The organism is Planococcus salinarum (genome assembly GCF_007004625.1).
GTDB classification, from domain to species: Bacteria; Bacillota; Bacilli; order Bacillales_A; family Planococcaceae; genus Planococcus; species Planococcus salinarum.
Map to the genome: position 1 here is coordinate 154,853 of NZ_VIFV01000002.1, position 17,422 is coordinate 172,274.

Genomic DNA, 17,422 nt, shown 5'->3' on the forward strand with positions numbered 1-17,422 from the left:
CTACAAACCGGTTCCCTCTTTTAACTAGTGCCTGCTATTCTTTTGATTTAAAACATACACTTAGTTCTCAAACGGCACATTCGTTGCTATTCCACTTTGGACAATCACCAAATTCTCCATCTCGCCGGACTGTTCTTTATCAAGTTCAATAACGAACGTTCTTGGGGTGGCATCAGAAGTACAATCAGCATCTCCCTCCGGCTCTGTCAAAGGGATGGTCATTGTAATGTTGTCAGCGCTCCATTCAACACTTTCCAGCTCGTAGGGACAACTGCCCGACTCCTGAACTCCGAGGAACAAGACATCTTTCTCCTCAAAATCCACGCTCGGCAGCTCTCCCTCAAATCTGTACAAATCCCAGTTTTGCTCAAACTCCGACCCTTCCACAGCCTTTCTAACCATGTATTGAAAATATGGCGCTCTTTCTCTTTCAAATGCAATCTCAAAAAAATCAGAAGGCAGCGTCTTCTCGCTGGCTATGACACTTTCCGCATTATTTGCGCTATTGCCGCAGCCAGTTAGAAGTAACGTCAGAAATAAAACAGGAGCAAAAATCATTTTGGAGATTCTCATAGCTTCGCCACCCCTTTTCCGCTATCTCTTACTCTTCCATAAAAACATCCAATACCTTGTCGCAAATTTCATGGTGCATCGAGCCGTCAAAATTCAACAGCACGACGACTCCCAGTCCGAGTTGCGGCGCCATTGTCATCAATGAACGCACCGCCATTTGGCCGCCTCCATGTTCAACAACTTTGACCCCTTTGTACACATCCGTAAACCAGGCGAGGCCATAGCTTCGCACTTCACTGCCGAAGCGCCATTCTTCGCTGACCTGATGGACCGGTTTCTGCATTTCTTCAATAAGATCAGAACGCAACACCGTTGGATCGCCATTCAAATGAAACCGCAAATATCGCGCCAGGTCATTTGCCGAGGCATACAAATAGCCGATCGGTGCAGCAATCGAATTGATTGGAAATGGCGTTTCCGCCTGTTCGTCGCCCAGATAATACCGGGCGCTGTTTTCATCCTTCTGCACTGCCAGCGCATCTGCCGTGGTCCGCTTCATCTGCAAAGGCACGAGGATTTTTTCGGCAAGGTGTTTTTCCCAGCTGTCGCCTGTCACTTTTTCAATCACATCCGCCACAATCACATAGGCATCGGTGCAATAATCCCATCCCTGCCCCACGGGATACGCGAGCTCCACTTTTTCAAACCATCTCGTTACGTCTTCCCTGCTGTTCATGCGATTGATTTCTTCTTCGGTCAGCCTGTAGTCGTCGAGCGCCTCCTGAAACTCCGTGGGCGTATCGGAAAAAATCTCTCTGATATTCGGCGCAATCATATTGCCAATCCCTAAATCCGGCGGGAACCCAGCCGTATGGGACAAGATGTGGCGGATGGTGAACCGATCACTCTGTTCTTTTTCCTTTGTCCGGAAATACGGCAGGTGCTTCACGACCGGATCGTCCAGCGAAATCAAACCTGCCTCTACGAGTTGCATGACGGAAAGCGCGGCAAAATTCTTGGAAATGCTCTGAATGCTCATCTGCGTATCTCCATCGATTGGCCGCTCCGGCTGAAGCTGCGAATGGCCGAACCCTCTGGAATAAATAATATCTCCATCTTTCACAATGGCGACGCTCACTCCAGCTGTCGGTTGCGCCTCCATCATTTCTGTGATGTAGTCGGTTACCCTGTCCAGCTTTTCAATCCATTGAGTCATGGTTGCCTCCTATATTTTATTAATGTGAATTCGTTCATGAATTGTTTAGGTGCTGAAAAGCTCCCCATTCAATGCCGCCACATACCTCTTCGCCGACCGCTGAACCGCCGCTCCCGCATCTTCTTCCAGAATCCGGTGAAACGCATCATAGAGCCGATTGAATTTAACCTCCGCCATCTGCCCGGCCATCCGCTCAACAATCGATGCGGGCAACGGAATGAAGTTCGGGTAGCTGTACATAAACGTCACCCACTCGCGGTCTGACACTACCCGGATGATATCGCCCGTCAGCAAGACCCCCGTCCCATTACTGCCCGCTTTCCATTCCGCGACAGCTGCGCCTTTGAAATGGCCGCCTACCCGGTGCAACCCGATATCTTTCGTCAATTCGAGGGATTCGCCCGACCAAAAAATGATCCTGTCGCTCGTTCTCGTCACCCACTCTTTGTCATCTTCGTGGATATAAATCGATGCACCAAATGCTTCCGCCCATTCCACTTGCGCAGAATAATAATGCGGATGCGACAGCGCAATGGCATCGATGCCGCCCAGCTGTTTTATTTCGCTGGTTGTCTCCGAATCGATGTACGTGATGCAGTCCCACAATAAATTCAGGTTCTTGCCCTGAACGAGATACGCCGTTTGGCCAATGCCAAAATTCGGTGTGGTGGAAATGTTGAAGAGCCCTTCCTCTTCCGGCAAGATCAGGTTCCGATAAATGCCCGATTCCTCCATCTCGTCCAATGTCGTCCAGGTTTGGCCAGCCGGACTGACGTATTGCCGCTCCTCGTTGCAGATCCGGCATTTCTCCGGCGCGGTTGCCGAAGCTTCAGCCTGGACACCGCAAGTGGTGCAAATGAAGTTCTTCATGTTCTTCATCCTTTCATTTTTCTGCTGCTATGTACGTGAAAACTTTCTATTTCGAATTATCCAAACTACCCAGTTTCTATTATATCCTAAAAATCCCAATTGGAATTCAATCATTGGTCTGGTTTGTTGAAAAATGCGGCTGATTTTTCGCCAACTTTGCGGAAATAAAAGCTGAATGATCATAGAATGGTGAAAAGTGATCATAGAACCCCGAATACCGCTCATAGAAATTTTCACGCCAATAAAAAAAGAAGAAACTCATCTCCAGGCCTCTCCTTTACGTGCGTATACCACTTATTTTTTCCTGAATAATGCCGTCCACAATGCCGAGACGCCAAAAACCTCTTCGTTTTAGTCGGCTGCTCGCATCTTCTGAATTTCAGTTTCTTCGAGGCTTTCACAATTCCAACCAACAATTCCCTCTTTATCCACAGGCAATGAATGACCCCTACATTCACCATCACTTATCCCCATGTGGATAACACAAAATTGTTTGGCGGCTTTTCGAAAACTTATCAACAGTTGGTTCGAAACAAAGTCCCACTCCCAATCTCCGCTTACCGATTCAACGTATGAAAATCACACGTTTTGAGATGGTCATCAATCATCCCGATTGCCTGCAGAAACGAATATGTCGTAACCGGGCCCACGAATTTGAAGCCGCATTTTTTCAGTTCTTTGCTGACTTGGAGGGACAAAGGAGAGTCGGCAGGCATTTGCGACTGGGACTCCCATTCGTTGATGATCGGCTCTGATTTCACAAAGTCCCATAGAAAATCTGCGAAGCTTCCGAATTCCTTTTGCACCTTCTGGACGGCCTGCGCATTGCTGCGCACCGATTTCAGCTTCGCAAAATGCTTGATGACGTTATAATTCTCTTTTATTGCTTCCAAATCCGCATCACTCAACCCCGCGCAATAGTCGATGTCGAAGTTCTTGAATGCCGCCTGGTACGCTCCACGTTTCGCCAGAACAATGCTCCACGACAAGCCGGCCTGTGCGCCTTCCAGGTTCAGCAATTCGAAAATGTAGCGGTCATCCCGCGTGGGCCTGCACCATTCTTCATCATGATACGCCTGCATCATTTCACTGCTTTTCGGCCATGAACATTGTTCCATTTCCGCGCCGCCTCTTTCATCCTGTTGAATTTACTTTACCATTCCTGAACAAGTAACTGCCTGTCATATCGAAAATAAAACCAAAGCATTTCCATCGATTATCATTTCCAAAAGTACACTGCCCCATACCAGCAATTCTCTTAAAGTTTTTTCGCTTTTCGCCTGCGAAAAGCATCCAGTTGTCTTTTGATCTGAGCTTTTGGAGGAAGATTGATCTCAATAAAGTCTGGGGTTGGCCTCTTATGCTGGTTTGGCGCATGGCGTGATGGGGTTGGTGGCGGATTTCCGCGTTCAGGAGATTATTTCCGCGTTCAGTGAATTATTTCCGCGGTCAAAAAAATAATTCCGCGTTCAGCGATTTAATTCCGCGTTCAAAAGATTATTTCCGCGTTCGCCAATTTCCCCACCGCTTTCGATGCGTTACAAGCGTTCGTCCCAAGCTCAGCAGACGCCAGTTTCCCAAAACACACAAAAAAGAGGAGAAACTTTTCACAAGTTTCTCCCCTGAAAACTGGCTGTCGCATACTAAAGCGATCCTGCACTATACGAACCTACAAAATATTTTTCTCGCGCACTTCTTTCTCATGCTCCAGCAGCCATTCTTTTCTGCTCAAAGTCCCCGCGTACCCGGTCAGTTTTCCGCTCGAGCCGATGATCCGGTGGCACGGCACGATGATGCTCAGCTTGTTTTTGCTGTTGGCGTTGCCAACTGCACGCACCGCTTTGTCGCTTCCGACTTTCACCGCAATGTCACGGTAGGAAGCGGTTTCCGCATAGCCGATCGTGGTTAAGGCAGACCACACTTTTCCCTGGAACTCGGTGCCGGTGGAAATATAGGGCACGGTGAACTCCATTCGCTCGCCTCTGAAATATTCAGCCAGTTCCTGCTGGCAATCCTTAAGAACCTGTGGCGTATCCGGCTGCGGGTGATGGACAATAGCCTCGTGTTCTTTGAAAAAGATCGACAGGATGCCTTCTTCCGTACCCGTGATTTCTACGATGCCAATCGGCGACTGCAGTTCGATTTGATGTAATTTATTCATAGAAACTCCTCCATAGATAGAAAGTAGCGTAAGCTTTACGCACTTTCCAGTTTTCAGCCTGGCTGTCTCCCGCAACTTTCTCTTACCTCCATTGTAACAATTTCCCGGGAAATATTCTGCTTTCAGTTTACCAAGCAATCCGTACAAATTTGTCCTCATTTTTTCGCTAATGGTCGTTGCAAGATTAAGCGCTATAAAATAAAAATGGGCATAAAAATAAACCCCGAATGAAAGACACTAGGAATAGTGTCCTTTATTCGGGATTCGTTTGTCCGTGCCCGTGAGCCAAAAATGTCGGCTGGAACGTCAGCAATGAAATACGGACTTCATCCCGCACTTTCATTGGGTGGACCAGATTCAAACAGGCTTAAAAGCGGGTACTTTCAATCGCTTTAAACAGCCGAAAAGTGCAATATATTTTCCAGATCCGCAATCTCCTGCGTGCACAGGTTGATGTCGGCTTCCAGCCTGCCTGTTTGGTGTTGTTCGTTCACAGTGGTAAGAAATAACTTGCTTTTGCTCAGAGAAGTTATTTTAAAGCGCAGCAGTTCACGTATCTCCATGGCTTCGAATAAAGTCAGTAAATGTGACATCGTATCGTCCCCTTTGGTATTTAAAATCAGTCGTACTTACTGGTGTACCCTTTTGAAACCTGTTTAACCTTTTTTTGTAAAATAAAACTCAATGCCTCGTTGGTTGCTGCGTGTAAAAGGGAAAGCTTATTATTCCAGGCGTCTCGCATAGGAATGAAAAACAGAATTTTCATGCGTCCTTCAAAAGCTCAAACAGCAATGGTACCAACGCATTTCAGGGGTTGGCAGGTGGCACAGGCGGAAGGCGTTTCAAAAAAATTCTTTTAAAAGTAGTTGACTTTCAATTCAATTGTCCATAAAGTAATCCTTACAAATCAAATACGTACATCACTTTCTTATCCAGAGAAACCGAGGGACAGGCCCTATGACGTTTCGGCAGCGGATTCGCTTCATGCGAAAACTGTGCTAATTCCTGCAAATGCGATCGTTGCATTTGGAAGATGAGAACGAGATGGTTTCATTCCGGAGCCCTCTTTTTTTCTGTTGGATTAAGAAAAAAAGAGGGCTCCTTTTCGTTCATTTTTGGAAAGTTAGATCTGTACGCACAAGATTTGCACACATATTTACAGCTGGAGGAGGCGTACAAATGATTCAATTCAAGGAGGTTACGAAAACTTATCAGTCGGGCAAGGAGGATGTTCACGCATTGAACGGCATTGACCTGACTGTGGAGACCGGCGAGATTTACGGAGTCATCGGCTTCAGCGGAGCCGGCAAGAGCTCCCTCATCCGCACCGTCAACCTTCTGGAACGCCCAAGCAGCGGCCATGTGCTGATAAACGGCAAAGACATTTCGAAGCTATCGGGCAGCGAGATCCGGAAAACTCGGAAAGACATCGGCATGATCTTCCAGCATTTTAATTTGCTGAACTCGAAAACGGTTTTCCATAACGTGGCGATGCCCCTTATCCTGGCAAACACCCCGAAGAACAAGATTAAGGAACAGGTAAAAGAATTGCTCGATTTTGTCGGCCTCGCCGATCAGGCAGAGAAATACCCCGACCAATTGTCGGGCGGCCAGAAACAGCGCATCGGCATTGCCCGTGCCTTGGCCACCAACCCGTCCGTCCTGCTGTGCGACGAAGCGACATCCGCACTTGATCCGCAGACTACGCAATCGATTCTCGAATTGCTGCGCCGCATCAACCGCGAATATAACATCACAATTCTGCTGATTACCCATGAGATGGGAGTCATTCGGGAAATCTGTGACAAAGTGGCCGTGCTGGAAGCCGGAAAAGTGATTGAACAGGGAACGGTGTTCGATATATTTACGAACCCGCAGCAGCCGACTACGCAGCGGTTTGTCCGCTCGGTCATGAACGATGAACTGCCGGAATCGCTGTTGAAGAAAATCCGGGATCCGAATCAGAACCATGCCATCTACCGGATTCAGTTTATCGGCGCTTCTGTCGGCCAGCCCCTTATGTCCAGGATTTCCCGGGAATATAATTTGGACCTTAACGTATTATTCGGCAATATCACAGAGCTGCAAGGAGAACCTTATGGCAACCTGATTGTCGAATTCAACGGACCAGCCAGTGAAATCCAAAAAGCGTTGGCGGACATCCGCTTAAACAAAGTCCAGGCCGAGGAGGTGCGGAATTATGCTAGTTAGTAACGAACAGATCCTGGAAGCTCTATGGGAAACACTTTACATGACCGGCGTTTCCTTTCTTTTTTCCTTACTGGTTGGTTCTGTGCTGGGACTCTTATTGGTAGTTACACGGAAAGGCCATCTGCTGGAAAACGAACCGGTATCTAAAGTGCTTAACGTTATCATCAATATTTTCCGGTCCGTTCCTTTCATCATCCTGATGGTTGCCATCATTCCGCTTACCCGGCTGATTGTCGGAACATCCATCGGCACATCAGCGGCTATTGTTCCACTCGTATTTTACGCCGGACCCTATATCGCCCGCCTGATTGAGAACTCCCTGCTTGAAGTTGATGAGGGTGTCATTGAAGCAGCAAAGGCAATGGGTGCATCGCCATTACAGATTATTTTCCGGTTCCTGATACCGGAAGCATTAAGCTCACTCGTTCTCGCTTTGACGATTGCCATTGTCGGCCTGATCGGCGCATCCGCCATGGCAGGGGCAATCGGAGGCGGGGGTCTCGGAGATCTCGCCATCACGTATGGCTACCAGCGTTTCGATACGATGGTCATGTTCCTTACCGTAGCCATTTTGGTCGTCCTTGTACAAGGCGTCCAGTCCGGCGGCAACCTCTTATCAAGGCAAGTACGTCGTCGTTAACACCAACCCACACAAAAAACATTGGAGGAATACATTATGAAAAAACTTACATCGATTCTTTTACTGGCCACTTCGGCTTTGGCACTTGCAGCATGCGGCAACGACACAGAAGGCGCCGGTGACGGCAACCGCACGATAACACTCGGCATCAGCGGATCGGATACAACAATTTGGGATTACATCGGGGATAAAGCGGAAAAAGAAGGCATCGACCTTGAAATTGTTACCTTCTCTGATTACGTGGCACCGAATATCGCTCTGGCGGAAGGCGAACTGGATTTGAACGCCTTCCAGACCATTTCTTATTTTGATGAATTCGTAGCAGAGCACGATCTTGATATCGTGCCGATCGGCTCCACAGTCATTGCACCAATGGGCCTTTATTCTGAAAAATACGAATCGGTTGAAGAACTTCCGGACGGTGCGCAGATTGCCGTGCCAAATGAAGCGACCAATATGGGCCGTGCACTATTGCTGCTTCAGGAAGCTGGTTTGATTACACTGTCTGACGACGCAGGACTCACGGGTACCGCCGACCATATTATCGATAACCCGAAAAACCTTGAAATCGTCCCAATGATTTCAGCTCAGACACCGCGTGCCATGGCAGATCTTGCAGCATCCATCGTCAATAACGGCATCGCAATTGACGCTGGCCTGAATCCGACGGAAGATCCAATCGCCCGCGAAAACGATACGGCTACGCCATACATCAACCTGATTGCCGCAAGTGCAGAAAATGCGGAAGATGAAGATTTTCTCAAAATCGTGGAACTTTACCATCAGGAAGATACGGCTGAATTCATCATCGACTATTCAGAAGGCGCACAAATTCCGACTTTCGTAACTGTAGAAGAACTCGTCGACTACCAATAAAAACTGAGGAGGAATACAGATGACAACGATTAAAGAAGCAAGCCATACCATTTCCCAGTCCATCGATTCAAGACGCGGGGAATATATCGCCACCAGCCAGGCCATCCATGCCAAACCGGAAATCGGCAACGAAGAAGTTTTCGCCAGTGCCACACTTGTGGAGCTGCTTCAAGCAGCCGTCTTCACCGTCGAAACGGGTGTCGCAGGGCACGACACTGCTTTTTACGCCAGCAAAGAAAGCTCTTTGCCGGGTCCGACCATTGCCTATCTCGCAGAATATGACGCCCTCCCCGGCCTTGGCCATGCATGCGGTCATAATATTATCGGCACGACAAGCGTCGCAGCCGCGATTGCGTTGTCGGAAACTTTCGCCACTACTGGCGGACGCGTCGTTGTGCTCGGTACCCCCGCCGAGGAAGGCGGTCCAAACGGCAGCGCCAAAGGAAGCTTCGTCAAACACGGCTTGCTCCAAGGCATCGACGCCGCATTGATGATTCATCCGTCGGGCAGATCGGCTGTCACTGGCCCTTCTCTTGCAGTCGATCCACTGGAATTCCACTTCTACGGAAAGCCTGCCCATGCGTCAGGGTCTCCGGAAGAAGGCATCAATGCGCTCGATGCCGTGCTCCAGCTCTTCAACAGCATCAACGCCCTGCGCCAGCAATTGCCTTCGGATGCCCGTGTGCACGGTATCATCACGCATGGCGGCGACGCTCCCAACATCATTCCGGAATATGCCGCTGCCCGCTTCTACATCCGCGGCGATTCCTGGAAAAAGACATCGGACACCGCCACGAAAATACGCGCCATTGCAGAAGGTGCCGCACTCGCGACCGGCACAACAGTTAAAATTGTCCGTTTCCAAAACGAGGTGAAGGACCTCGTCGTCACACCCCTGCTCGATGCAATCGTGCGCGAGGAGCTGACAGCGGTCGGCGAAGAAGTCGCGGACTCCCGCAACACCGGGCTCGGTTCGACGGACGCCGGCAACATCAGCCACGAGGTTCCGACCGCCCACCCTTACATCAAGATCGGCCCGGATGATTTGATTGGCCATACTGCCGAATTCCGCGAGGCCGCGAAATCCGCACAAGGCGATGAAGCGCTGATCCGCGGAGCGAAAGCGTTGGCGAACACGGGCTACCGCCTGTTGACAGAACCGGCGCTGCTTGCGGAAGTGAAGCAAGCCCACGCAGAGTCATTGGCCGCAAAACTATAGAGAAAACCACTTCCTATAAGAAATAAAATAAACCCCGAATGAGAGACACTCGTAAAAGTGCTCTTCATTCGGGGTTTGTTCGTCCGGCTTTTACACAGTGTTTCCCTGCTAAGCGTCCTTCTGCTCCAATGTTTTCTCCAGTTTGGAATACTCTTGTTCATTTCCTGTAATTTTTGCAAGGTGATAAACTTTCTCCAGCAGTAACTTGCGATCGGTATCATAAACTATGACCTGGGAAACATTCATAATTGTATTTTCGGCAAATCTCCAAATGTCCGTGTGACGAGTTGGGTCTGATCCTTGCGCAAGCATCCGCAAAGAAGCAATAATTTCTATGATGATTGGAAGATTATCTTTGGCGTAATACCGGATCATTCCAAATCCCCTGTACAGGGAGTCGGCAAACCGCTGCTGCGGAGTAATTACCCTGACTTGTCCGTTGTCATCGGCAAGGTATGGAGCGAATGTGATGTGCTGGTCAATGGTTTGCATTAAATTGGCCAATTGGTAAATGGCATTGATGGCAGACCGTGGATCTCCATTATCCGCTGCTTTGATCGCCACTTCTGCCAGCTTACTCATTGCCGAGTCGTTGTCCTGTATCTCCAATTCTTTGTTGCCGAATAAAATGAAATCCCTGTAACCTTCTTCATCAACTCCTGCTGCTCCTTCGCCCCAATAGGAAAACAAGGGGTTGTTGTTTAACATGAAGTTTCCGACTTTCTCATGCAATTCAATGATGATGTCATCTTCTTGTGCCTTGCTGACCATACCCGCAAAATCCACGAGCTGAAGATATCCGGCGAAATCTGTCCTCACCTGTTTCGTCTTTCCCCGAAAATTTTCTTTTAAATCCCCTGATTCCACCTTTTTCAGCTCTTCCACATCTTTGGTTAAGGTATTTTGAATAATTTTTTCCGATGTCCTTTTCATATTGAAGGTTACGTTGTGCACCTGCATCCAGTAGATTGCATGGTTGATAAAAAAGAGGAAGATTACCGCAGTTACAAACGTCAGAAGAACCGTAATTACCGGCACAAGAACAAAATCATTGTTCTGAAAGTTGCTGATAAACAAAAATGTCAGCAAGACGTAGATAAAACTGCCATTGAATATGCCGACATAATGCTGCGTCTGGCGGTCGGCAATAAAATTCTGGAGCATACGAGGTGAAAACTGGCTGCTGAATGTTGTCAGCAAAATCAATAAGATGTTCAGCGTAAATGCACTCAGCAGCAAGACACTGCTGATCAGCGTACTTACAAGTGATTGCGTAGTCTGATAATCAAAAACATAAAAATCGGACTGCGCCGGGACTTCAAAATACATATCGATAAAAATTGTTGCCGCTGCCACAATGACAGCCGCCGCTATATACATAAGCGGGACGTTCCAAAGCGACATGCTTATTTCATGTTTGCGTTGCCGCCCTGACATTTGAAAATACTTGCTCATTTCTCTCGGCAGAAATTTCAAGCCCATATGTGTAATTCTCCTTTCTCATTCTGTGACGGATAGAAATGGATTTCCTGAAATCCGGACCGGCTTACCTGGAAGTTGCATTTTGATCGAATCAAAGCAACTTTTATCCCGAAAAAAAGTTCAAAATCATAATAATCTATTTAAAATGATATTTATTTCTATCATTCTTTACCCTGCGAATTGAAAAACAGTCTCCTTTAACTACAAAACATTAATTTTTTTACCGTATCCCTTCAATGGAAAACTTTTTTCTTGAACAGGGTTCAGATTTCATTCCACCTAAGTCTTACATCCATTCTGTCATTTCCAGGTGTATACTGGAAAAAACGAAAGACTGAGTGAATTGAAATACTTCGATGGAAAGGATGGATCCAATGACTGTTCTCGTGACCGGTTTCACCGGCAATTCGGGCTATGAAGTTGCCCAAAATTTAAAGAGCAAAGGCATCCCATTCAAGTGTGCGGTCCGCAATGTGGAAAAAGCGGCGGAGCGTTACGGCGATGCATATGATTTTGTCCGGTTGGATTTCGCGGACGCCGCGACTTTTGCGGCTGCTTTGCAGGGTATCGAGCAAATCTTCCTCATGTACCCGCCGGGAGAAAACCTGCAATTCGCGGAATTCCTGGAAGAAGCAAAAAGGGCAGGCGTCCGGCATATCACCTACCTGTCAGTCAAAGACGCCCCTTTTTTGCCGTTTATCCACCATTTCAAAAACGAAAAACTGCTTAAGAAACTCGGCGTCCCCTACACATTTATACGGGCCGGCTATTTTATGCAGAATCTGAACGATTTTTTGTGCGCGGAAATCAAAGAGCGCCAACGCATTTTCGTCCCCGCCGGCAATGGCAAAACCAGCTTTGTCGACGTGCGGGATTTGGCGGAAGTCGCTTCCCTGACGTTCCGAAATCCACAGCTGCATGAAAATACAGCCTATACGATCACAGGCGGAGAAGCGTTGACCTTCTCGCAAGTCGCGGAAAAGATGAGCGCCATTCTGGGCCAGTCCATTTCCTATGCAAATCCCTCCCCCAAAGAATTTAAGGAGTACATGGTGAACCGCGGAAAAGACAAGGGATTCATCAATGTCGTCATCGGTATCCACTTTCCCACCAAACTGGGACTGGCCAAAGGCGTCACGTCTGATTTTCAAAAACTGACCGGCAGGCAGCCTAATAAAATCGAGACATACATCCGCGATTACCGGCATTTTTGGGCGTAGGCTGCGAATAGCCCCACCAGAAAACCCATTGGCAGTAGCATTCTGTTTCTGCATAACGAAACCCCGGATAAGTGATCTTATCTGGGGTTTCCAGCTTGTTGAGAAAGAAAGGTATGCAATCGATATTCCGCAAAACAGCTCCGCTTGCCAAAACCCGTGCTCCTGCATCGCTGCGCTAGCTTCGTCGCAAAGAGCCGACCTTGCAGGCTACGGCCAACTCTTGGCTCGCGCTGAGCTAACTCGGCCTCGTTGCACTTCGCCCGAGTGGATCTCAGCACTTCGCTTGGTCCCCTGGGCGTCTGCGCTGTTTTGCTCCATATCACCAATCACTTTCAATATAGGATATTCATTTCCGCTTTTTTAAAATATAGAAGTAGGTCCTATATTCCCCAACTGAATCAGAGTGAAGTGACAGACGGTGAAAGGCAAAGATGTGCTCCTGCATCGCTGCGCTGCTTCGTCACAAAGACTTGTCCTCGCAAGCTTCGGCCAATCTCTTTCCTGCGGGAACCAGAGCGAGTCGACCGAGACCCCGCAGGGAACGGAGTGAGCGAGGAGGTTTGGGCGTGAGCCCGCGGAAAGCGCCCACCGGAACAGAAAGCAACCGTTCCATCGCCTTATTTTATCAACTCTTAAGATAAAATATGAGAAAAACACTTGACTGCGCATAAGAAAGCATCCGTCTAGAACGTAATGATTATAGAACATTATAGAAGTTGATGTTTTTTCAGGCTGCAAAATGCAATTAATAGGTCGGTGAAGGCTTCGCCCATATCATATAGACATTGCCGCCCAAATGGCGCTCTTCCCTGACGACCTTCAATTGTGAACTCTTTACTATGCTGCTGATATCCCGGTCCAGGTGGCAGCCCACAGTTTTCACTGCCAGCGGATCCAGGGATTTTTGCACCCATCCCAATGGCTTGTTGGAACTGATACCGTGCTCCAGCAGCAGGATTTTGCCATCCGGCTTGCACCATTTTTGAAAGTTGTTCAATACTTTGAGCGGATTTTGATAGCCGCAGAACGTGCCGGAAGAAATAATCGTGTCGAACGTGTTCTCCGGAAATTCAATAGTCTCAACATCCGCTTCGATAAAAGTGGCCGTAAAGGGATAATCCTTCGCCGCCTCCTCCGCCTTTTTCAACATTTCCGGACTGAAGTCCACGCCCGTCAACTCGATATCTTTATTGTAGAGAGGAAAATTCAGGCCCACCCCAATGCCGACTTCCAGAACCTTGCCTTCAATTCCCTGGAAGATTTTCTGGCGATACTTGAAAGTCCTGTCCTTTTCCCGGTGTTTGTTGTACCGATCCGCTTGTTTGTCGAACTTTTTCGGTAAGGATTTCTTCATCTTACTCTCCACCTTCCTTCTAAAAGATCCGGTTACCAACCAACGTCTTAAAATGCAGGGCTTTCAGGTGAATTAACACCTTAAATTCATTGAAGAGCCACATTTTTCATACTTCTATTATAACTGAAGTTGTCAGACTCTTTGCGAAGTATGAATTGGACTTGCCAATTTCCGCTTTATAAGAAATGATTAACGGGACATGTGTCCTTTTCGCATCCATTCCTGCCCTGTAAATTGAGAGTATAGAAAGGTGCGTGGATTTTGTGAAAGGGATTTTATTTGCGCTGCTCGGCGGGTTTTTCCTGACATTTCAGAGTGTCGCCAACGCTACGATCAGCAACCAAATCGGCTCTTGGCAAGCAGCCGTCATGACCCAGCTGACGGGTTTTGTGCTGGCATTCGCAATTGTGCTGATGATTCGGGACCGCTCGTATCGCCAACTGACTGAAGTTTCCCCTCTCTATGCGTCCGGCGGCATGCTGGCAGCCATTGTGCTGTTCAGCAATATGACCGCGGTCCATATCATGGGGGTCACGATGACCATCGCTGTGTTTTTGATTGCGCAGCTTGTCCTGGCGCTGGTCATCGACAGCAAAGGATGGTTTGATATGTCCCAAAAGAAAATTGGCCGGACGCAAATCGCCGGCGTGCTGATGATGATTGCGGGAGTCATTATTTTGAAGTTATAAGGAGGAAAACGAATGGACCAGCGCACAGCGGAATATCTGCAGCAGTTTGGACTCGCCGATTTGTTTCCGGCGCATGTCCGGGAAGAAATGTTTCTCGCGACTTACGCCAGGGGTGAACGGCTGTTTTCACAAGCGGACGACGCACAGACGCTTTATCTTCTCGTCGCAGGGAAATTGAAGATTTCCCTGCTGTCTCCTGAAGGAAAACGGCTGATCCTGGCATTCAAGTCGTCGTTTGATATCGTCGGGGATGTTGAATATGTGAGGGACTGTCCGTTCATCAATACCGTTGAGGCGGTGACGGACATTGTCGTCATCGGCATCTCGTACGATGTGCTGCGCAAACATATGGCCGACAATGCAGCGTGGCTGCAGTTTTTGCTCCACACCATCACCGAAAAGTTTGAAACGAAGACGCGGGCGATGAACTTTAACCTGCTGTATACGGTCGATGTCCGGGTGGCGAGTTACCTGCTGTCGATGACACCAACCCAGCAAATGCTCGAATCCACATCGCTCATCGATATGGCGGATTTGATCGGCACCAGCTACCGCCATCTGAACCGTGTCCTGCAGCAATTTCAACAGGCCGGTTGGATTGTGAAAAAGCGCGGAAAAATCACGTTGCTCGACCGTGACGCCCTTTTGGAGCAGGCGGGACAAAACATTTACGAATAGGAGGGATCCGAATGGCTCTCGGCATCTTGTTGGCAATTATCGGCGGAGCATTTGTCTCCATCCAGAATACTTTTAACGCAAACGTCAAAATGCGGGTCAGCGTCTGGACCACCACGGCGCTTGTTTTGCTGCTCGGTTTTGCCGCTTCGCTCGCGGCCGGTCTCGTATTTGAAGGAGCCGGCTTGTTCAGCTTCCAGGCAGAACCGTGGTTTTGGTTCAGCGGCATCGTAGGGGTCGGTGTCGTGGCAAGTGTCACACAAGGCGTACAGAACCTCGGACCGAGCCGCGCCATTTCCCTCGTCATGGTCTCCCAGATTTTCTTCGGATTGATGTGGGATACGCTCGGCTGGTTTGGGCTGGAGCAAGTGCCGTTTACTTGGCAATCACTTTTCGGGGTGCTGTTAATCAGCGGCGGCGTGCTGCTGTTTCAGCTGGGACCTGTATTGGAGCAAAAACGTTTTGTGAGATTGAATCCTGACATTGCCAAAGCGAACGATTGGCAATAAACGCAGAAACCCGGCAAGCCTGTACGAACAGGAGTTGCCGGGTTTCTTTTTACTTTCTATAAAGCTATTCCACAAATCCCATTTCATCCAACGGCCAAAAGACAAAGCTGGCACTGCCCATGATCTCTTCTATCGGCACCAACCCGATAATTCGGCTGTCTGTGCTCCTTTTCCGGTTATCTCCCAATACAAAAACATAACCTTCCGGAATCTCTTCGATTGCCAGCAGCTCCTCCAGCGTAAAGTCCAGCGTTACGTTGCCCGCGCTTTGCTCTTCTTTAAGAGCGGATAAATAAGGTTCTTCCTGTGCTTCTCCATTTATAAACAGTTCATCATTTTCATAAGCTATATGGTCACCGGGCAAGCCGATTATCCGTTTTACATAGTCTTCTTCTTCCGATGCATGGAAAACGACAATATCAAATCGCTCCGGCTCCCCCAGGGTATAACCGATTTTATTCACAATTATCCGTTCGCCGTCTTCAAGGGTCGGCATCATCGATTGCCCGTCAACCAGGACCGGTTCAAACAAGAAAAAGCGAATGCCGCCAACCACAATTACTGCGATGATAATCGCTTTGATCCACTCCCAAATCTCATTCTTTCCTTTTTTGTCTTGTTCCATGCGCCATCACCTTCTCTGGAATTTACGAATCAGTAAAACCAACTTTCATATAAATTACAATTATCAATGAGAAAAATCAACTGTTAGAAGAACGTTCTGTTGAATCGGTTACTCCACTTTCTACTATATAAAAAGATAGCGTCCGCAATGTTGCTGCCTCCTGCTATTCTTCCGCCAGTTCTTTAACTTCTCCCGTTCCGGCCAGCGACAGCCAAGTGACGAATACGAGCATGATCGCCGCGCCGCCAAGCTGAATCGGAGCCAGGAATTGGCCAAACCAAAGAGCTGAAATGATCATCGCCGTCAGTGGTTCAACAGCGGATAGGATGCTCGCTTCCACTGGTAAGATAAAACGCATGCTGCTCAGGAACAGGACAAATGCCAGTGTTCCGATAATGATGACCGCCAAAATTCCCAGGGAGACACCCGGTTGAGCCAAAAGCGGCCAATCATTCGATTTGAAGACAGGGTTGACCACCCCCAGGAAAATGCCACCGAACAGCATGGACCATCCAACGATCAAAAGGACGCCCCATTCCTCCATGAGCCTGCCGGGATAGAGTGTGTAGAAAGCGAAAGCCAGGCCGACCATCACTCCCCAAAAGAGAGCGATTCCGCTGATTGCCAGTTCATCCACCCGTCCATTTGTCAGTAATAGAAAGAGCCCCGCCATTGTACCGACCATTCCGATGATCTGATATTTTGGCGGAAATTTCTTATGCCGCATTGAAATAAAGAGAATCAGATAAACCGGCGCCAGGAATTGAAACAAAGTCGCAACCACTGCATTGCTGGTTTCAATAGAAGAAACAAAACTGAATTGCACACCAAGCATACCGAGCACGGAAAAAATCAGCAGCTGGCGCACCCAAATACCGCCATGAAAAACCGAGAGAATTTTGACCTTCTTGAATTTCAGAAAAACAAGCAGCAATATCCCCGCAATGGTCAGCCGGAGAGTCAAAAGAAACGAAACAGACAGTCCATAAGCTTCAAAAAGCCATTCCATCAACGGCCCTGTCGCTCCCCATAACGAAGCTCCACTCAAAATCATCGCAATTCCTTTTACACGGTTCATCAGATTCCTCCCTCCCCTGAACGGATGTCAAAGTTTCGAATATCAATAAATATTCATAGTAACAGATTGCACTAACTTTTAACT

General features: G+C 48.2%; 18 protein-coding genes and 1 riboswitch. Of the genes, 8 read left to right on the plus strand and 10 right to left on the minus strand.

The features are described 5' to 3' along the window. Positions 1-60: 60 nt before the first annotated feature. From DIJ65_RS03510 to DIJ65_RS03535, 6 genes are all read right to left on the minus strand, one after another. Positions 61-573 (minus strand): hypothetical protein, encoded by a 513-nt coding sequence (locus DIJ65_RS03510; protein ID WP_071152001.1) that lies wholly within the window; start codon positions 571-573, stop codon positions 61-63. A gap of 28 nt (positions 574-601) precedes the next feature. Then, entirely contained in the window at positions 602-1,729 is a 1,128-nt protein-coding gene (locus tag DIJ65_RS03515) for a serine hydrolase domain-containing protein (protein WP_071152000.1), read from the minus strand. A 45-nt stretch (positions 1,730-1,774) separates the two neighbouring features. Continuing rightward, positions 1,775-2,599, minus strand: a complete 825-nt coding sequence (locus tag DIJ65_RS03520) for an MBL fold metallo-hydrolase (protein ID WP_117299224.1) — start codon at positions 2,597-2,599, stop codon at positions 1,775-1,777. Positions 2,600-3,156: 557 nt separating this feature from the next. Beyond that, entirely contained in the window at positions 3,157-3,717 is a 561-nt protein-coding gene (locus tag DIJ65_RS03525) for a DNA-3-methyladenine glycosylase I (protein WP_117299222.1), read from the minus strand. Positions 3,718-4,268: 551 nt separating this feature from the next. Beyond that, on the minus strand, positions 4,269-4,760 hold the full coding sequence (locus DIJ65_RS03530; RefSeq protein ID WP_117299220.1) for a methylated-DNA--[protein]-cysteine S-methyltransferase: 492 nt from the start codon (positions 4,758-4,760) through the stop codon (positions 4,269-4,271). A gap of 392 nt (positions 4,761-5,152) precedes the next feature. Beyond that, positions 5,153-5,353 (minus strand): hypothetical protein, encoded by a 201-nt coding sequence (locus tag DIJ65_RS03535; protein WP_117299218.1) that lies wholly within the window; start codon positions 5,351-5,353, stop codon positions 5,153-5,155. A 332-nt stretch (positions 5,354-5,685) separates the two neighbouring features. Beyond that, a riboswitch (SAM riboswitch) is annotated at positions 5,686-5,800 on the plus strand. A 139-nt stretch (positions 5,801-5,939) separates the two neighbouring features. Here DIJ65_RS03535 and DIJ65_RS03540 point away from each other — a divergent pair. The 4 genes from DIJ65_RS03540 to DIJ65_RS03555 are packed head-to-tail and all read left to right on the plus strand — an operon-like array spanning position 5,940 to position 9,706. Next, a complete protein-coding gene (locus DIJ65_RS03540; protein WP_117299215.1) occupies positions 5,940-6,971 on the plus strand; it encodes a methionine ABC transporter ATP-binding protein in 1,032 nt (343 codons plus the stop codon). After that, on the plus strand, positions 6,961-7,611 hold the full coding sequence (locus DIJ65_RS03545; protein ID WP_071152022.1) for a methionine ABC transporter permease: 651 nt from the start codon (positions 6,961-6,963) through the stop codon (positions 7,609-7,611). Before DIJ65_RS03540 ends, DIJ65_RS03545 begins: the two co-directional genes overlap by 11 nt. 36 nt (positions 7,612-7,647) lie before the next feature. Then, positions 7,648-8,487 (plus strand): MetQ/NlpA family ABC transporter substrate-binding protein, encoded by an 840-nt coding sequence (locus DIJ65_RS03550; RefSeq protein WP_117299212.1) that lies wholly within the window; start codon positions 7,648-7,650, stop codon positions 8,485-8,487. Positions 8,488-8,506: 19 nt separating this feature from the next. Then, the gene (locus tag DIJ65_RS03555; RefSeq protein WP_071152023.1) at positions 8,507-9,706 is read left to right on the plus strand and encodes a M20 family metallopeptidase; all 1,200 of its coding nucleotides are present in this window, start codon (positions 8,507-8,509) and stop codon (positions 9,704-9,706) included. A gap of 108 nt (positions 9,707-9,814) precedes the next feature. Here the strand turns inward: DIJ65_RS03555 and DIJ65_RS03560 are convergent, their stop codons facing one another. Beyond that, positions 9,815-11,188, minus strand: a complete 1,374-nt coding sequence (locus DIJ65_RS03560; protein ID WP_071152024.1) for a DUF2254 domain-containing protein — start codon at positions 11,186-11,188, stop codon at positions 9,815-9,817. Between the two features lie 374 nt (positions 11,189-11,562). Between DIJ65_RS03560 and DIJ65_RS03565 the strand changes: the two genes are divergently transcribed. Beyond that, entirely contained in the window at positions 11,563-12,408 is an 846-nt protein-coding gene (locus DIJ65_RS03565) for an SDR family oxidoreductase (protein ID WP_117299209.1), read from the plus strand. A 745-nt stretch (positions 12,409-13,153) separates the two neighbouring features. Here DIJ65_RS03565 and DIJ65_RS03570 read toward each other — a convergent pair. Beyond that, on the minus strand, positions 13,154-13,762 hold the full coding sequence (locus DIJ65_RS03570) for a class I SAM-dependent methyltransferase (protein ID WP_071152027.1): 609 nt from the start codon (positions 13,760-13,762) through the stop codon (positions 13,154-13,156). 263 nt (positions 13,763-14,025) lie between these two features. Between DIJ65_RS03570 and DIJ65_RS03575 the strand changes: the two genes are divergently transcribed. The 3 genes from DIJ65_RS03575 to DIJ65_RS03585 are packed head-to-tail and all read left to right on the plus strand — an operon-like array spanning position 14,026 to position 15,635. Continuing rightward, positions 14,026-14,451, plus strand: coding sequence for a DMT family transporter (locus DIJ65_RS03575; protein WP_071152028.1), 426 nt, complete (start codon positions 14,026-14,028; stop codon positions 14,449-14,451). 12 nt (positions 14,452-14,463) lie between these two features. Next, positions 14,464-15,129 carry a Crp/Fnr family transcriptional regulator gene (locus DIJ65_RS03580; RefSeq protein ID WP_071152029.1) on the plus strand — a complete coding sequence of 222 codons (666 nt, stop codon included), beginning with the start codon at positions 14,464-14,466 and terminating at the stop codon, positions 15,127-15,129. Between the two features lie 11 nt (positions 15,130-15,140). After that, positions 15,141-15,635: a DMT family transporter gene (locus tag DIJ65_RS03585; RefSeq protein WP_071152030.1), complete on the plus strand. Its 495-nt coding sequence runs from the start codon at positions 15,141-15,143 to the stop codon at positions 15,633-15,635. 64 nt (positions 15,636-15,699) lie between these two features. On the opposite strand, the gene lepB is transcribed toward DIJ65_RS03585, so the two are convergent. Continuing rightward, positions 15,700-16,260, minus strand: coding sequence for a signal peptidase I (lepB, locus tag DIJ65_RS03590; RefSeq protein WP_071152031.1), 561 nt, complete (start codon positions 16,258-16,260; stop codon positions 15,700-15,702). A 163-nt stretch (positions 16,261-16,423) separates the two neighbouring features. After that, positions 16,424-17,338, minus strand: coding sequence for a DMT family transporter (locus DIJ65_RS03595; RefSeq protein WP_117299207.1), 915 nt, complete (start codon positions 17,336-17,338; stop codon positions 16,424-16,426). Between the last annotated feature and the right edge of the window lie 84 nt (positions 17,339-17,422).

Bases quoted from the DNA above. Each gene is read 5' to 3' on its own strand.
- DIJ65_RS03555 (WP_071152023.1), top strand. From the start codon at position 8,507: ATGACAACGATTAAAGAAGCAAGCCATACCATTTCCCAGTCCATCGAT.
- DIJ65_RS03565 (WP_117299209.1), top strand. From the start codon at position 11,563: ATGACTGTTCTCGTGACCGGTTTCACCGGCAATTCGGGCTATGAAGTT.
- DIJ65_RS03560 (WP_071152024.1), bottom strand. From the start codon at position 11,188: ATGGGCTTGAAATTTCTGCCGAGAGAAATGAGCAAGTATTTTCAAATG.
- DIJ65_RS03535 (WP_117299218.1), bottom strand. From the start codon at position 5,353: ATGTCACATTTACTGACTTTATTCGAAGCCATGGAGATACGTGAACTG.
- DIJ65_RS03525 (WP_117299222.1), bottom strand. From the start codon at position 3,717: ATGGAACAATGTTCATGGCCGAAAAGCAGTGAAATGATGCAGGCGTAT.
- DIJ65_RS03515 (WP_071152000.1), bottom strand. From the start codon at position 1,729: ATGACTCAATGGATTGAAAAGCTGGACAGGGTAACCGACTACATCACA.
- DIJ65_RS03530 (WP_117299220.1), bottom strand. From the start codon at position 4,760: ATGAATAAATTACATCAAATCGAACTGCAGTCGCCGATTGGCATCGTA.
- DIJ65_RS03570 (WP_071152027.1), bottom strand. From the start codon at position 13,762: ATGAAGAAATCCTTACCGAAAAAGTTCGACAAACAAGCGGATCGGTAC.
- DIJ65_RS03510 (WP_071152001.1), bottom strand. From the start codon at position 573: ATGAGAATCTCCAAAATGATTTTTGCTCCTGTTTTATTTCTGACGTTA.
- DIJ65_RS03550 (WP_117299212.1), top strand. From the start codon at position 7,648: ATGAAAAAACTTACATCGATTCTTTTACTGGCCACTTCGGCTTTGGCA.
- DIJ65_RS03545 (WP_071152022.1), top strand. From the start codon at position 6,961: ATGCTAGTTAGTAACGAACAGATCCTGGAAGCTCTATGGGAAACACTT.
- DIJ65_RS03580 (WP_071152029.1), top strand. From the start codon at position 14,464: ATGGACCAGCGCACAGCGGAATATCTGCAGCAGTTTGGACTCGCCGAT.
- DIJ65_RS03540 (WP_117299215.1), top strand. From the start codon at position 5,940: ATGATTCAATTCAAGGAGGTTACGAAAACTTATCAGTCGGGCAAGGAG.
- DIJ65_RS03520 (WP_117299224.1), bottom strand. From the start codon at position 2,599: ATGAAGAACTTCATTTGCACCACTTGCGGTGTCCAGGCTGAAGCTTCG.
- DIJ65_RS03595 (WP_117299207.1), bottom strand. From the start codon at position 17,338: ATGAACCGTGTAAAAGGAATTGCGATGATTTTGAGTGGAGCTTCGTTA.
- DIJ65_RS03585 (WP_071152030.1), top strand. From the start codon at position 15,141: ATGGCTCTCGGCATCTTGTTGGCAATTATCGGCGGAGCATTTGTCTCC.
- lepB (WP_071152031.1), bottom strand. From the start codon at position 16,260: ATGGAACAAGACAAAAAAGGAAAGAATGAGATTTGGGAGTGGATCAAA.